This is a genomic window from Frigidibacter sp. ROC022 (assembly GCF_024723735.1).
In the GTDB taxonomy this organism is placed as follows: Bacteria; Pseudomonadota; Alphaproteobacteria; order Rhodobacterales; family Rhodobacteraceae; genus SLM-1.
Window position 1 is genome coordinate 807,002 of sequence record NZ_JANQDU010000003.1, and the last position, 14,353, is coordinate 821,354.

At 65.7% G+C, this 14,353-nt stretch carries 12 protein-coding genes; all 12 read left to right on the forward strand.

Annotated features, from left to right (window positions below; translation table 11 throughout):
• The first annotated feature begins 83 nt into the window (after positions 1 to 83).
• The gene (locus NUW50_RS15640) at positions 84 to 2,009 is read left to right on the forward strand and encodes an ABC transporter substrate-binding protein (RefSeq protein ID WP_258290067.1); all 1,926 of its coding nucleotides are present in this window, start codon (positions 84 to 86) and stop codon (positions 2,007 to 2,009) included.
• A gap of 81 nt (positions 2,010 to 2,090) precedes the next feature.
• Positions 2,091 to 3,128 carry an ABC transporter permease gene (locus tag NUW50_RS15645; RefSeq protein ID WP_258290068.1) on the forward strand — a complete coding sequence of 346 codons (1,038 nt, stop codon included), beginning with the start codon at positions 2,091 to 2,093 and terminating at the stop codon, positions 3,126 to 3,128.
• On the forward strand, positions 3,125 to 3,997 hold the full coding sequence (locus NUW50_RS15650; protein ID WP_258290069.1) for an ABC transporter permease: 873 nt from the start codon (positions 3,125 to 3,127) through the stop codon (positions 3,995 to 3,997). The genes NUW50_RS15645 and NUW50_RS15650 overlap by 4 nt, the downstream gene beginning before the upstream one ends.
• An 18-nt stretch (positions 3,998 to 4,015) precedes the next feature.
• Positions 4,016 to 5,671, forward strand: coding sequence for a serine hydrolase domain-containing protein (locus tag NUW50_RS15655; RefSeq protein WP_258290070.1), 1,656 nt, complete (start codon positions 4,016 to 4,018; stop codon positions 5,669 to 5,671).
• 2 nt (positions 5,672 to 5,673) lie between these two features.
• Complete coding sequence (locus NUW50_RS15660) at positions 5,674 to 6,795, forward strand: aminotransferase class I/II-fold pyridoxal phosphate-dependent enzyme (RefSeq protein ID WP_258290071.1); 1,122 nt, start codon at positions 5,674 to 5,676, stop codon at positions 6,793 to 6,795.
• Between the two features lie 18 nt (positions 6,796 to 6,813).
• Positions 6,814 to 7,614, forward strand: coding sequence for a M55 family metallopeptidase (locus NUW50_RS15665; RefSeq protein ID WP_258290072.1), 801 nt, complete (start codon positions 6,814 to 6,816; stop codon positions 7,612 to 7,614).
• Between the two features lie 124 nt (positions 7,615 to 7,738).
• A complete protein-coding gene (locus NUW50_RS15670) occupies positions 7,739 to 8,224 on the forward strand; it encodes a hypothetical protein (RefSeq protein WP_258290073.1) in 486 nt (161 codons plus the stop codon).
• A 153-nt stretch (positions 8,225 to 8,377) separates the two neighbouring features.
• The gene (locus tag NUW50_RS15675; protein ID WP_258290074.1) at positions 8,378 to 9,643 is read left to right on the forward strand and encodes an ABC transporter substrate-binding protein; all 1,266 of its coding nucleotides are present in this window, start codon (positions 8,378 to 8,380) and stop codon (positions 9,641 to 9,643) included.
• A 72-nt stretch (positions 9,644 to 9,715) separates the two neighbouring features.
• Positions 9,716 to 10,744, forward strand: a complete 1,029-nt coding sequence (locus NUW50_RS15680; RefSeq protein ID WP_258290075.1) for an iron-containing alcohol dehydrogenase — start codon at positions 9,716 to 9,718, stop codon at positions 10,742 to 10,744.
• A gap of 10 nt (positions 10,745 to 10,754) precedes the next feature.
• Positions 10,755 to 12,185, forward strand: a complete 1,431-nt coding sequence (locus tag NUW50_RS15685; RefSeq protein ID WP_258290076.1) for an aldehyde dehydrogenase family protein — start codon at positions 10,755 to 10,757, stop codon at positions 12,183 to 12,185.
• A 178-nt stretch (positions 12,186 to 12,363) separates the two neighbouring features.
• Entirely contained in the window at positions 12,364 to 13,245 is an 882-nt protein-coding gene (locus NUW50_RS15690) for an AraC family transcriptional regulator (protein ID WP_258290077.1), read from the forward strand.
• Positions 13,246 to 13,342: 97 nt separating this feature from the next.
• A complete protein-coding gene (locus NUW50_RS15695; protein ID WP_258290078.1) occupies positions 13,343 to 14,353 on the forward strand; it encodes a branched-chain amino acid ABC transporter permease in 1,011 nt (336 codons plus the stop codon).

The following is a 14,353-nucleotide window of genomic DNA, read 5'->3' on the forward strand; positions in this document are numbered from 1 at the left end:
AGCATTGGACAGTCCGGCAAGCCTGACCCTAGCCTTTTGCATGCCTGAAAGAAAAAACGTCCACACCTGACGGGGAGCACTGCATGAAACGCGCCATAGCCATGTCGCTGGGGCTGGGTCTGGGACTGATGGCGACGACCGCCATTGCCGAGACCAAGAACCCGGGCACTTTCGTCTTTCTCTGGACCGATGACGTCCAGTCCTTCGACCCGGCCTATATCGCCGATACGCCAAGTTCCTATGGCGTTTTGAACGTCTACAGCCGCTTGCTGAACTACAAGGGTTCGGAGATTTCCGAATTCGTTCCGTCGCTTTCGACCGAGGTCCCGTCGCTGGAGAACGGGCTGATCGTCGAGCATGACGACGGCTCGGTCAGCTATACCTTCCCGATCCGCGAAGGCGTCTTTGCGCACCGCGTCGGCATCAAGGGCGATGATGGCTCGATCAGCTGGGAGCTCTATGACACGCTGACCGACGAGCAGAAGGCCGCGATGGTCCCCGGTTACGGCGAGATCACCGCCGAGGACGTGCAGTACTCGCTGCTGCGCGCCATGCTGATGGGCCAGTCCTGGATGTCGAACGCGATCACCGAAGTGGTGACGGCGGGCAAGTACCCCACCATCGCCGACTGGGTGAAGGATGTCGGGGAGGTCGACTCGATCGACGACGCCAGCCCCGAGGCCCTGCGCCAGGTCTATGACGCGCTGGCCTCGCAGATCGTCGTCGACGGCGACAAGGTCACGATCACGCTGCCGTCCTCCTTCCCGGCCACGCTGGGCGTGATGGCGCTGCCCTTCGGCACCTCGATCGTCGACAAGGAATGGACTGCCGACGTCGGCGGCTGGACCGGATCGGGCGACGACTGGAGAGAGTTCTACCGTCCCGAACTGTCGGCGGATGCGCTGTTCGACAAGGAGAACGGCACCGGTCCCTTCATGCTCGAGGAATGGGACAAGACCGACCGCCGGATCACCCTGAAGCGGTTCGACAACTACTTCATGGGCCCGGCCTCGCTGGAGCGGGTCGTGATCCGCACGGTGCCGGAGTGGACCACCCGGCGGCTGCAGCTTCTGTCGGGCGATGCCGATTTCGTCGCCGCACCGGTCGAGTTCCTGGACGAGCTCAGCAAGACCGAGGGCGTCAAGGTGATCGACAGCCTGCCCAAGGTCTTTTCGCGCGGGCTGTTCTTCTTCTGGCCGATCGACGACAACGACAACCCGGCCATCGGCAGCGGCAAGCTGGACGGCAAGGGCATTCCGCCGGAGTTCTTCGGCGACATCGACGTGCGCAAGGGGTTCAACTACGCGCAGAACTACGACGTGCTGATCCAGCAGGTGCTGCTGGGCAAGACGGTCCAATCGCGCGGGCCCTCGGTGCGCGGGATCATGGGCTACCGGCCGGACTCGCCGGTCTATACCTATGACCTGGACAAGGCGGCCGAGCACTTCAAGAAGGCCTTCGACGGCAAGCTCTGGGACGTCGGCTTCGAGTTCACCGCCTATATCCAGGAAGGCAACACCACGGCCAATGCCGCGATGTCGATCCTGCAGCAGGGCCTGCAAAGGGTGAACCCGAAGTTCAAGATGAAGATCCAGGCGCTGCCCTCGGCCTCGCTCCAGGCGCTGCGCAACAACCGCGAGAAGCCGGCGGTTCCGTTCACCTTCATGGGCTGGGGGCCGGACTATTCCGACCCGGGCGGTCCCCTGGGTGCGGCGACCTACTACCTGGCATCGACCGGGCTGGTCGGCGGCTTCTCGGGGCAGGGCTATCGCGACCTGATGGCCGAGCATTTCGACCCGCTGCTGGCCGAAGCCTGGGCATCGAGCGACCCGGCCGTGCGTGAGCCGATCTACGCCAAGCTGCAGGAAATGTCCTATGACTATGCGACGACGCAGTTCCTGTTCGAGGAGTTCGGCTACATCGTGGTGCGCGACAATATCGACGGATATGTCCACAACATGATCACCTACGGCGCCTGGGACTTCTACCCGATCACCAAGGGCGACTGAGCCCTTCGGACCTACGCCATTGCCGGGCGGTGATGCACCGCCCGGCGAACCTGTCTCTGCCAGCTCCCGGGAACCTGCCGAATGATGACCTACGCTCTGCGACGGCTGTTGATGCTGCCGGTCGTGCTGTTCGTCCTCTCGCTGATGATCTTCGGATTGCAGATGTCGCTGAGCCCGACACAGAGGCTGGCGACCTACGCGCCAAGCGATGACTTTCTGAAGGGGGGCCAGGAAAGCATCCGGATGATGATCGAGGAATACGGGCTGAACGACCCGTTCTTCGTGCAATACGGCCGCTGGATCGGCAACGTCCTGCAGGGCAACCTCGGCTGGTCCGAGACCGCCCGGCAGCCGGTCGCCGTGGCGCTGACCCGGCTGTTCCCTGCGACGATGGAACTGGTGGTGCTGGCCTTCATTCCGGGTCTGCTGCTGGCGATCTATTTCGGCTCGCGCGCCGGCATTCACCACAACCGGTGGCCCGATCACATCATCCGCCTGTTCACCATCCTCGGCTGGTCCTTCCCGACCTATGTCTTCGGCCTGCTGATGCTGCTGATCTTCTATTCGACGCTGGACTGGTTCCCGCCCGGGCGGCTCAGTCAGTGGGCGGTGGTCGAGGTGACCGGCGACGGCTTCACCCGCTATACCGGGGCCAATACCCTCGATGCGCTGCTGAACGGCAATTTCGCCGTGTTCTTCGATGCACTCCGACACATGGCGGCGCCGGTGATCACGCTGACCTATGTCAACCTGGCCAGCATCACCCGGGTGATGCGGACCTCGATGCTGGAGGCGCTGCGGCAGGACTATGTCCGCACCGCCCGTGCCAAGGGCATGCCGCGCCGGGTGGTCGAACTGCACCATGCCCGCCGCAATGCGCTGTTGCCGGTGGCCACCATCGCCGGGATGGAGCTGGCCTTCATGATGGGCGGCGTGGTGATCACCGAGTCGATCTTCGACTATTCCGGGCTGGGCCAGTTCGCCGCCAAATCGGCCGCGACGCTGGATTTCCCGGCCATCCTCGGCTTCGGCCTGTATTTCGCGGTCGTTCTGGTGGTGCTGAACTTGCTGGTCGACCTGGTCTATCCATTGCTTGATCCGAGGGTGAAGACACGATGAGGGTCATCAAGTATCTGCTGCGCAGCCCGGTGTCGCTGTTCGGACTTCTGCTGCTGCTGGCCTTCGTCCTGATCGCGATCTTCGCCCCGGTCATCGCGCCGGTGACGGAATTCCAGATCACCGCCTACGACACGCCGCGCGCCGGGTTCTGGGCGACGCCGCAACCGCCCTCGGCCGAGGCCTGGTTCGGCACCACCCAGGGCCAGTACGACATCTTCTATGCCGTGGTCTGGGGCACCCGGACCGCCTTCAAGATCGGTCTGGGCGTCGTCACGATCTCGGCGCTGATCGGCACGGCCATCGGGGCCATCGCGGCCTTCTACGGCGGGCTGCTGGACGAGGTGCTGATGCGGATCGTCGATGTCTTCATGGCGGTGCCCTTCCTGATCGCGGCGATGGTGCTGACCGCCATCCTGGGCAAGGGGATCATCCCGATCACCCTGGCGCTGACGACCTTCGGCTGGATGGGCTATGCCCGTGTGGTGCGAAGCGAGATCCTGCGGATCCGCGAGATGGACTATGTCCATGCCGCGCGCAGCTATGGCGCCAGCGACCTGCGGCTGATCGTCCGGCACATCCTGCCGAACGCCTTCTTCCCGGTGCTGGTACTGGCCACCATGGCGACCGGCTCGATGGTGCTGTCGGCCTCGGCGCTGTCCTTCCTCGGTGTCGGCACCGAAGAGGGCTATGCCGACTGGGGCCAGTTCATCGCCTATTCGCGGAACTGGATCGTCGGCCAGCCCGGCAATCCGTTCCAATACTGGTACACGCTGGCGTTCCCGGGCGCGGCGATCTTCCTCTTCGTGCTGGCCTGGAATCTGGTCGGTGACGCATTGCGCGACGTTCTGGACCCGCGCCACAAAATCTGACCGAAGGAACCATGAAAGATGTCGTCTCTCAGCCCTGACTCGCTCGAACTGTTCGAGGACCTGATCCGCCACGAGGTCGAAGACAAGGCGATCCCCTCGATCTCCTATGCGCTGGTCGATCGGGACGGGCTGATCGTCGAAGGCCATGTCCAGCGCGGCGACCTGACCTATCCGATGCGGCCCGAGACCTGTTTCAGGATCGGCTCGATCACCAAGACCTTCACCGCGGTGGCGATCCTCCAGCTTGTCGAGCAGGGCAAGCTGGACCTCGACGCCGATGTCTCGACCTATCTGCCCGGGTTCCACCCGATCAATCCCTTTGCCGACAACCCCCAAGGGCCGCATGGCACCGCCGTGACGCTGCGCAAGCTGATGAGCCATACCGCCGGCATCGTCCGCGAGCCGAAGAGCGGCCACTATCTGGACGACAAGCGCCCGCCGCTGGAAGAGACGGTGGCCGAGCTTGCCGGCTCGACCCTGAAGCTCGATCCGAGCGCCGGGATCATGCAGTATTCCAATGCCGGTATCGCGGTGGTCGGACGGGTGCTCGAAGTTGTCTCGGGCCTCAGCTATTCCGACTATGTGACCCGGAACATCCTGGCACCGCTGGGCATGACGGACACGTCCTCGGGAACCGCGCCGGGGATCCTGGACCGGCTGGCGCCTGCCAATATGTGGACCCTGGACGGCGACAGCCCGGCGCCGGTCTTCGATCTGGGCGGTTCGCCGGCGGGCAACATCTTCTCGACCACCGGCGACATGGCCCGCTATGCGCAATGCCTGCTGCGCGGCGGTTTCGCGCCGGACGGAACCCGGGTGATCTCGCCCGCCTCGCTGCGCGAGATGTGGGTGCCGGTCGGGCAGCGGATGGCCCATGGCAAGGTGATCAACGGCTATGGCCTGTGCTTCGGTGTCGGCAGCCTCGACGGCTGGGCCACCGCCGGCCATGGCGGCGCGGTCTATGGCTATTCCTCGCAGATGATCCTGCTGCCCAGTGCCGGGCTGGGGGTGCTGCTCTTCGCGACGCTGGACTTCGCCAACCAGATCGGCACCCGGCTGGCCCAGGACGGGCTGCGGATCGCGCTGGCCGAGCGCAAGATGGGCGCGATGCCGCAGCGGGTCCAAAGCCCGCCGCCGATCGCGGAGGCGCAGCTGGAGGCGCTGCCGGGCAATTTCCAGAACGACGCGACCGGCGAGGTGGTGGAACTGAAGCGCAAGGACGACAAGCTGTTTCTGATGGGCGACGGCATTCCCCTGCAGATCCGGCCGGCCGGCGGCGATGCCTATGTGATCGACGGGCGCATCTACGGGCGCGGCGCCGATTATCAGCATCTCGACCTGTCTTTCCCGACGCCGGACCGGCTGATCTGGAAGGATGCGGAATGGAGCCGCATCGCAGAGGTGCCCGATGAAGAGGTGCCGCCCGAGATCGCCCCGCATCTGGGCGAATACGGGCCGGACTTCAACATCACCTATCTCACCTACAAGCATGGCACGCTGAAATGCCTGATCGAGTATTTCTGCACCCATGACTGCGTGAAGGATGCGGCGGGCGATTTCCGGATGCATGGCATCCTCTACGAGGACGAGGTGCTGGAACTCGGCGCGGTGGACGACGAGGGGCGTCAGGGCATCCGTGTCGGGGCAATGTTCCTGGAACGGCGGGCAGGCTGATCATGGCGGGTGCACCTGACCGGACGATGCGGATGGAAAGCCCGCTGGCGCCGCGGATGCGGATCAATGGCCGCGAGGTCGATTACTTCTGCGGCACCTCCTATTACTGCCTGCACGGTCATCCCCAGGTGATCGAGGCTGCCTGCGCCGCGACCCGCCGTTTCGGCATGGGACCGGGCACCGGCGCCGCGATGCAGATCTACGACGATCTGCAGGCGGCGCTGCGCGAATGGTTCGGCGCCGATCATGTCACCTATGTCATCTCGGGCTATACCAGCCCGATGGTGATGCTTCAGGGCCTGCGCGACGATGTCGATCTCGTGCTGGCCGATGCCGCCTCGCATTACTCGGTGCGCGACGCGATGGCGACCCTGGGCCTGCCGGTGCACTGCTTCCGCCACCTCTCGCCCGAGAGCCTGGCCGAGGCGCTGGCCGAGCATGTCCGCCCCGGCCAGCGGCCGGCGGTCGTCACCGACGGGGTGTTCCCGTCGAGCGGGGCGCTGGCGCCGCTGCCCGACTATGTGCAGGTCATGGCAGGCTATGACGGCGCCCGGCTCTGCGTCGATGACAGCCACGGGATCGGCGTGCTGGGCGATGGCGGGCGCGGCGCGCTGGAGCATCATGGGGTCGAAGGGCCCCGGGCCCATGTCGCCGGAACGATGAGCAAGGCCTTCGGCGGTCTGGGCGGGATCGTGCCCTGCGACCGGGCCCGGGCCGAACGGATCGCGGCCAATGCCGGTATCCTGCGCGGGGCCTCGCCGCCGCCGCCTGCCGCCGCCGCCGCCGGCCTGACCGGGATGCGCCTGCTGCGCGAGACTCCCGAAATGCTGGCCAGCCTGCGCCGCAACACCGCGCATATGCGGCAGGGGCTGCGCGACCTCGGCTTCGATCTGCCGGACACGCCGGTGCCGATCGTCACGCTCCGTGCGAGCCAGCGCAGGCAGGGCGCCGACATCGCGATGCTGCGCGACCATCTGGCGACGCAGGACATCTTCACCAAGCTGACCCCCGCGGGCGGCTATTCGGACGCGCCCGACGAGGATTCGATGCGGATCGCGGTCTTCTCGGGACACCGGCCCGAGCAGATCGACCGCCTGCTGACCACGCTGGCCGACCGGCTCTAGCAACAAGGACATAGCGACATGAAAGTCTTCATCAGCGCCGACATCGAAGGCACCGCCGGCATCGCCGACTGGAACGAGGCCCACAAGGAGCATCCCGACTATGCCGAGTTCCGGGCCTACATGACCGATGAACTGGTTGCCGCCTGCGAAGGCGCCCGCGCCGCCGGGGCCACGGAAGTGGTGGTCAAGGACGCCCATTCGACCGCCCGCAACCTGATCCTGTCGAAGCTGCCCGATTATGTGCAGATCGTCCGCGGCTGGAGCGGCCATCCCGACCTGATGATGTTCGGGATCGATTCCAGCTTCGATGCGGCACTCTACACCGGCTATCACAACAAGGCCGGCACCGACACCAACCCTCTGGCGCATACGCTGTCGGGCCGGGTCTCGCGGCTGCTCATCAATGGCGAGGTGGCCTCGGAATTCACCCTGAACGCGCTTTGCGCCGGGCGCTACGGCGTGCCGTCGGTCTTCCTGTCGGGGGACCAGGGCATGTGCGAAGAGGCGCAGGCGCTGACCCCGGGCATCCATACGGTGGCGACCAGCCAGGGCTTTGGCCCGGCCTCGCGGGCCCTGTCGCCGGCCCGCGCCGTGGCCGCGATCCGCGAGGGCGCCGAACAGGCCCTGTCGCGCAGCTTCGAGACCTGCCTGCCGCCGAGCGCCGAGCATCATGAGCTGATCGTCGAATTCACCAACCCGGTCGATGCCTACAAGAGCAGCTGGTATCCGGGCGTCACCCATGTCGAACCGCGTTGCCTGCGCTTCGAGGCGGCGGACTACTTCGAGATCCAGCGGGCGGTGCGCTTCATCGTCATGTGACCGGGGACAGGGGTCGGGCCGACATTTTTCAGACGCTGAGGCATGTCGTGACCGGACCGGCAGTTGATCCGGGACGGCTCTGGCCGGAGCATGGCGGGCAGAACCAACCGCAGGACTCTAGGATATGGACCCGCTGAACAGCTCTTCCGCTCCACTGCATCGGGCGTTCGAAGGCCCGGCCCAGGTCGTGGCGGTCGTCGGACGGATGCTTCTGGGGCTCGGCCTGGCGGTCACGCTGGTGCTCAAGGTCTACATGGGGGTCTTCACCGATCTGGTCTGCACCGCGGATACGGTGACGCTGGGCAACACGATCCGCTGCACCCCGACGCTGGAACTGGTGGCGCGGGTGCTGATGTTCGTGGCCGGGCTGGAAGTCGCGGCATTGCTGTTTTCCGACCGACCGCACCGGTTGGGCGCGGCGCTGCTGCTCGGGGTGGTGGCGGTGTTGCTGCAGGTGCTTGCGGGCCTGACCAGCGCCGACAGCCTGTGGCAGACCGCCCTGATCCTGGCGGCGCTTCTGGTGTTGCTGGCCGGGGTCTTTCTGGCGCTGCGGCTGCCGGAGCGGGAAAGGCCCCGCGCCGAACCGCCGACCCGGCAACCAGAGCTCTGAACAGCCGAAATCGCCGAAAAAAAGACCCGAGGTTACGCCGCCGCACTGGGGGTGATCCGAGTTCCGCGGGTTTGCGTCACCTTGGAAGGCAGGATGCAGGGCAGCCGGAGTCCGCTGCGCGGCCCGCATCGTCACACTGGGAGGACACGACACATGACATCGAGATTTCTTGGATCGCTTTCCGTCGTCGCTTTGCTGGCGGCCGGAGCGACTGCTGCCTCGGCGCAGGACGCCGATCCGATCAAGATCGGGGTTCTGAACGCCCTGGAAGGCACCTATGCGGTGCCGGGCCAGGACGGCAACCGGGGCATCGAACTGGCGCTGCGCGAGCATGACCACATGGCCGGCGGGCGCAAGATCGAGATCATCATCCAGTCCACCGACACCACCCCGGACAGCGCCCTGCGCGGCGCCCGCAAGCTGGTGGAACAGGATGGCGTCGATCTGGTGATCGGGCCGCTGTCTGGGTCGGAAGGGATCGCGATCCGCGACTATTCCAAGACCCAGCCCAACGTCACCTTCATCAACGGGATTTCCGGCGCGATGGAGACCACGCTGGTCGATCCCTCGCCGAATTTCTTCCGTTTCAACATCGACGGCGCGCAATGGTCGAAAGGCCTGGGCGACTATGTCTACAACGAGAAGGGCTATCAGACCGTCGCCACGATCGGTGAGGATTATTCGTTCATCTATACTCAGGTCTTCGGTTTCGTGACCGAATTCTGCGCTGCCGGGGGCGAGATCACCGACCGCTTCTGGGTGCCGCTGGGCACCAAGGACTTCGGCTCGATCATCGCGGCGCTGCCGGATGATGTCGATGCGATCTACCTGGGCCTGGGCGGCGGCGATGCCGTCAACTTCCTGAACCAGTACCAGCAGGCCGGCGGCGAAGCGAACCTGATCGGCGGCACCATCATGGTGGACGGTTCGGTGCTGACCTCGGAAGGCAAGGCCAAGGAGGCGCTGATCGGCGTTCCGTCCTCGGGTCCGCAGGCCGATACCTGGGACGATCCGCGCTGGCAGGCCTATGTGAAGGCCTATCAGGACGCCTTCCCCGAGGACGAGCGCTTCCCGACCCCGTCGCTGTTCGCGACCGGATACTACAACGCCACCAACGCGGCGCTGCAATGTCTCGACACGGTCGGCGGCGATCTCTCGGATGGCGAGAAGAAGTTCATGGACTGCCTGTCCAACCTCAAGCTGGAAGCCCCGACCGGGCTTATCACGCTGGACGAGAACCGTCAGGCGATCGGCTCGAACTTCGTCACCGAGGTGCAGGAACAGCCCGACGGCACCCTGCAGAACGTGCCGGTGAAGGTCGTGGAGAACATCAACCAGACTCTGGGCCTATCGCCCGAGGCCTTCGCCGCCTTGGGTCTTCCCAGCCGCGAAAACCCGGAGTGCAAGTCCTCGTACTGAGGTCAGTACTCAAGACATCGTCGGGGGCGGCTGGACCGCCCCCGATCCTCGGACATCGCAGCGGTGACGGTCATGACGCTCATCACCTATCCAACGCGCGTGCATTTCGCCGATGACGTTCTCGAAGATGCGCTGCATTCCGAACTGGAGGGTGCGGGCCTGAAGGCCCCGCTGCTGCTGGGCGAAGCGCCGCTGGAAACCTCGGAGACCTGCGAACGGGTCAGGTCCGGGTTCCCGAAAGGGATGAAGGCGGTGTCCTGGGGGGTGGCGCCCGATGCCGATCTCTCCGAATCCGCCAAACAGGTGGTCGCGATGGTCGAAGGGCAGGGCACCGACGTGGTGATCTCCTTCGGTTCGGCGCGGGCCATCGAACTGGGCCGCAAGGTCCGCCGCGCGCTGTCCGAGGTGGCGGGCTATCGGCTGCCCTTCTATGCGGTGCCGGGGATCGACGGCTTGCCGGACCCCTGCCGCAGCAATCTGGAAACCTGGCGCACCAGCCTGCCGACGGTATTGATCTGCGATCCGACCCTGACCCTGGCCGAGGGGGCCGAGGCCGGGCGGCAATCGGCGGTGATGTCGCTGGTCCGCAGCACCGAGGCCTTCCTCGCCGAAACCTACAACCCGCCCGCCGACGGCATGGCACTGGACGCGTTCCGCCGCTGCATCGGCATCCTGCCGGGGATCGATGCGACGAGAATGGACATCGCCCTGCATCGCGATCTGATGGCGGCGGCGCTGAATTCGGCCTTCAGCCAGGACAAGGGCGTCGGTCCGACACAGGTGCTGACCGCCGCGCTGAAGGATGTGCTGACCGGGGTCGATACCGTCGCCGCCGCACGGCTGATCCTGCCGGCAGTGATCGAGGCGATGAACCCCGACCGTTCCAAGGCCGATGTGCTGGGGCGGCTGATGGGCACAACCCGGCTGAGCGCCCCGGACCTGCGGTCTCTGCTGCGCAAGCGGCAGGGCGCGAACGGGGCCGCGCGTCTGTCCGACCTGGGGCTGAGCCACGCGCATCTGGAAGGCGCTGCCGCCGAGGCCGAACGCCGTCACATCCTGCCCGATGGTCTGGGCCGGGCGGTGCTGGAAGCCGTTTACTGAAGGAACTGCCATGAAGCCCCTGCTGATCGGAGGTGACCGGGTCACCACCTCGCATGTCGTGCCGAACGTGAATCCCTCGGACACCGAGGATGTGATCGACAGCCATGCCCAGGCCGGCCGGGCCGAGGCGCAGCAGGCGATTGCCGCCGCCGCCGAGGCGGCCCCGGGCTGGGCGATGAGCGGCCCGCAGGAGCGGCATGACATATTGCACCGCGCCGGGGCCGAGGTTCTGGCCCGGGAGGAGGAACTCGGTCGGTTGCTGGCCCGGGAAGAAGGCAAGATCCTCCCGGAAGCCATGGCCGAGGTGCGGCGGGCCGGGAACATCCTGCTGTTTCAGGCCGGAGAGGCGCTGCGCCAATATGGCGAGGCGATCCCGTCGGTCCGCCCCGGGGTGCTGGTCGAGGTGACGCGGGCGCCGGTCGGGGTGGTCGGGATCATCACGCCCTGGAACTACCCGATCGCCATTCCGGCCTGGAAGATCGCCCCGGCGCTGGCGCATGGAAACACGGTGGTCTTCAAGCCGGCCGAACTGGTGCCGGGCAGCGCCTGGGAGCTCTGCGACATCCTGCACCGGGCCGGACTGCCGGACGGGGTGCTGAACCTTGTGACCGGGCCGGGCTCGGTGGTCGGGCAGGAAATCCTGGACGATCCGCGCGTCGCCGCGGTCAGCTTCACCGGCAGCCAGCAGACCGGGCATCGGGTCGCGGCGGCCAGCCTGCCGCATGGTCGCCGGGTGCAGTTGGAGATGGGCGGCAAGAACCCCCTGGTGGTGCTTGACGACGCCGACCTCGACCGCGCGGTCGGGATCGCGCTGGACGGCGCCTTCTTCTCTACCGGGCAGCGCTGCACCGCCTCGTCGCGGCTGATCGTGACCGAGGCGATCCACGACCGGTTCGTTTCGGCGCTGGCCGAGCGGGTGGCGGCGCTGCGGGTCGGTGACGCCCTGGACCCGGCGACCGAGATCGGGCCGGTGGTTGATTCGATTCAGCTGCAACAGGACGTGGACTACATCGCCATCGCCCGCGCCCAGGGGGGCACTTTGCGGGCCGGCGGCGAATTGCTGCGTTGCAGCAGACCCGGCCACTACCTGTCCCCGGCGCTGATCACCGAAACCACGCCGCAGATGCGGATCAACCGCGAAGAGGTCTTCGGCCCTGTCGCCTCGGTGATCCGGGTCCGCGACTACGACGAGGCGCTGGCGGTGGCCAATGATACCGAGTTTGGTCTGACTGCGGGGATCTGCACGCAGAGCCTGAAATACGCCAGCGATTTCAAGCGCAAGGCGCAGGCGGGCATGGTCATGGTCAACCTGCCGACCGCCGGGGTGGATTATCATGTGCCCTTCGGGGGCAGCAAGGGGTCGAGCTTTGGCCCGCGTGAGCAGGGCCGCCAGGCGGTGGAGTTCTTCACCACGATCAAGACCGCCTATACCGCCCCATGAGTCGCGCGGGGGATGCTGCAAACGCGAATGGGCGATTCATACCTTGCCGTATGATTCTTCCCCGCAAGGCTTGCCACAGCGCCATTAACATGGCCGGATGCAACGCCGACGCAGCCCATTGGGGGAGTTTGGGCGCGTTTCGCGCAATGCACAGCGTCTTCGGGAGGAGGATCGCGGCATGAGTCATGCAATAGCTGTGTGCCACGGCGCCTTCGGACGTGCGGCACTTTATCAGCTTGACAAGACCATCATCACCCACGCGCACCGCGAGGGGCATCTGGTATTCTACGTCGAGGGCGCACCCGCCGAAGTCGAGGTGGTCGGGAAGCGACATCGCATCGTGTCCGGCACCGGCGTGGCGGTCAGCCCCTGGGAGCCGCACAGCTTTCATGTTCCCGAAGGTGAAACCACCTTTTGCCTGGTGCTCTACATCAAGCCGATGTGGTTTCTGGAAAACTCGTCCTCGGCCGAGTTCGCGCTGAAGTTCGGCAAGAGCGCGCTGCCGATCACGACCGAGATCCGCGACGGCGTCCACCGGCTGACCGCGCTGCTGCTCGAGAACGAACATCAGGCGCGCTTCAACGCGGCGCTCTACAGCCTGACCCGCGAATGTTTCGACATGTCCTGGATCGGTGCGCCCCTGGCGGGCCGGGCCCAGGCCTATCGCCGGTTCAGCGACTTTCGCGTGCGCCGGGCGCTGCGGCTGTTCCAGGAGAGTTTCGCGCAGGACATCGAGATGGAGTCGCTGGCCCGAAGCGTCGGCTTGTCGCGGCCGCATTTCTTCAAGCTCTTCAAGCAGTACATGGGCGTCACGCCGAATGTCTACATGAACACCCTGCGTTCGGAACATGCGCTGGACGATCTTCTGCGGACGCCGAAGACCGTCACCGACATCGCCTTCGATCTCGGGTTTTCCTCGCAGGCCAGCTTCACGCGTTTCTTCTCGTCCAATGTCGGCATCGCGCCGAGCGAGTATCGGCGCGTTGCACATGTCACGGATCGCGCTTTTCCGATGATGGGGGAACGGAACATACTCCCGGGTATGCCGACCAGGGCCTGACCGGCCTAGCATGTCCTCGTAGATGGCGTGTTCGCCAGGGGGAGGACTGAGTGACAGCGATCGGGTTTGCAAGCGACCTGACTTGGAAGGCGGCGCGATGAGGCGGTTTGCCCGGCGCCACCCGATCTGGACCGCGATCCTGGCGTTGATCGCGGCGGTGCTTCTGTGGCTGATCTTCGCGATCTGGCCCAAGGGGCTGTCCGACGCGATCGGCTCGAAGAAGATCTTCCTCAACGCGCTGTTCAACGGGATCACGCTGGGCGGGCTCTATTTCCTGGTGGCCAGCGGCTTTACCCTGATCTTCGGGCTGATGCGCAACGTCAACCTGGCGCATGGCACGCTCTATCTCTTCGGCGGCTATGTCGGCTTCTACACGGCCAGCCTGACCGGCTCGTGGCTGCTGGCCTTTCCGGTCACCTTCATCGTCGTCGGCTTCTGCGGGATCGTGCTGCAGTTCCTGGTGTTCCGCCGGATGGAGGGGCAGGACCTGCGCCAGACCCTGGTCACGATCGGCCTGTCGATCGTCTTCGCGGATCTGATGCTCTGGGCCTTCGGCGGCGACTTCTACAACATCAACCCGCCGGAATGGCTGTCGGGGCCGCTGAAGACCTTCCTCGTCACCGGGGTGAAGCGCGACGGGACGCTGATCTTCCTGAAATACCCGATGGTGCGGCTGGTGATCTTCGCCGCGGCGGTGGTGCTGGGGGTGGCGATGTGGCTGGCGCTGAACCGGACAAGGATCGGAATGATGATCCGCGCCGGTGTCGATGACCGCGACATGCTGTCGGCGACCGGGACGCGGATTCAGGTGATCTTCGTCGGTGTCTTCGCCTTCGGGGCCGGGTTGGCGGGCATCGCCGGAGTCGTCGGCGGAACCTTCCAGTCGATCGCGCCGGGAGAGGATACCCGCTTCCTTCTGGCCAGCCTCGTGGTGGTGATCGTCGGCGGCATGGGCTCGATCCCCGGTGCGGCGCTCGGGGCGCTGCTGATCGGTTTGGCCGAGCAGTTCGGCTCGGTCTATTTCCCGACCTATGCCGTCGTGCTGACCTTCCTGATCATGGTGCTCGTCCTGGCGTTCCGGCCACAGGGCCTGATGGGGAAGGCATGA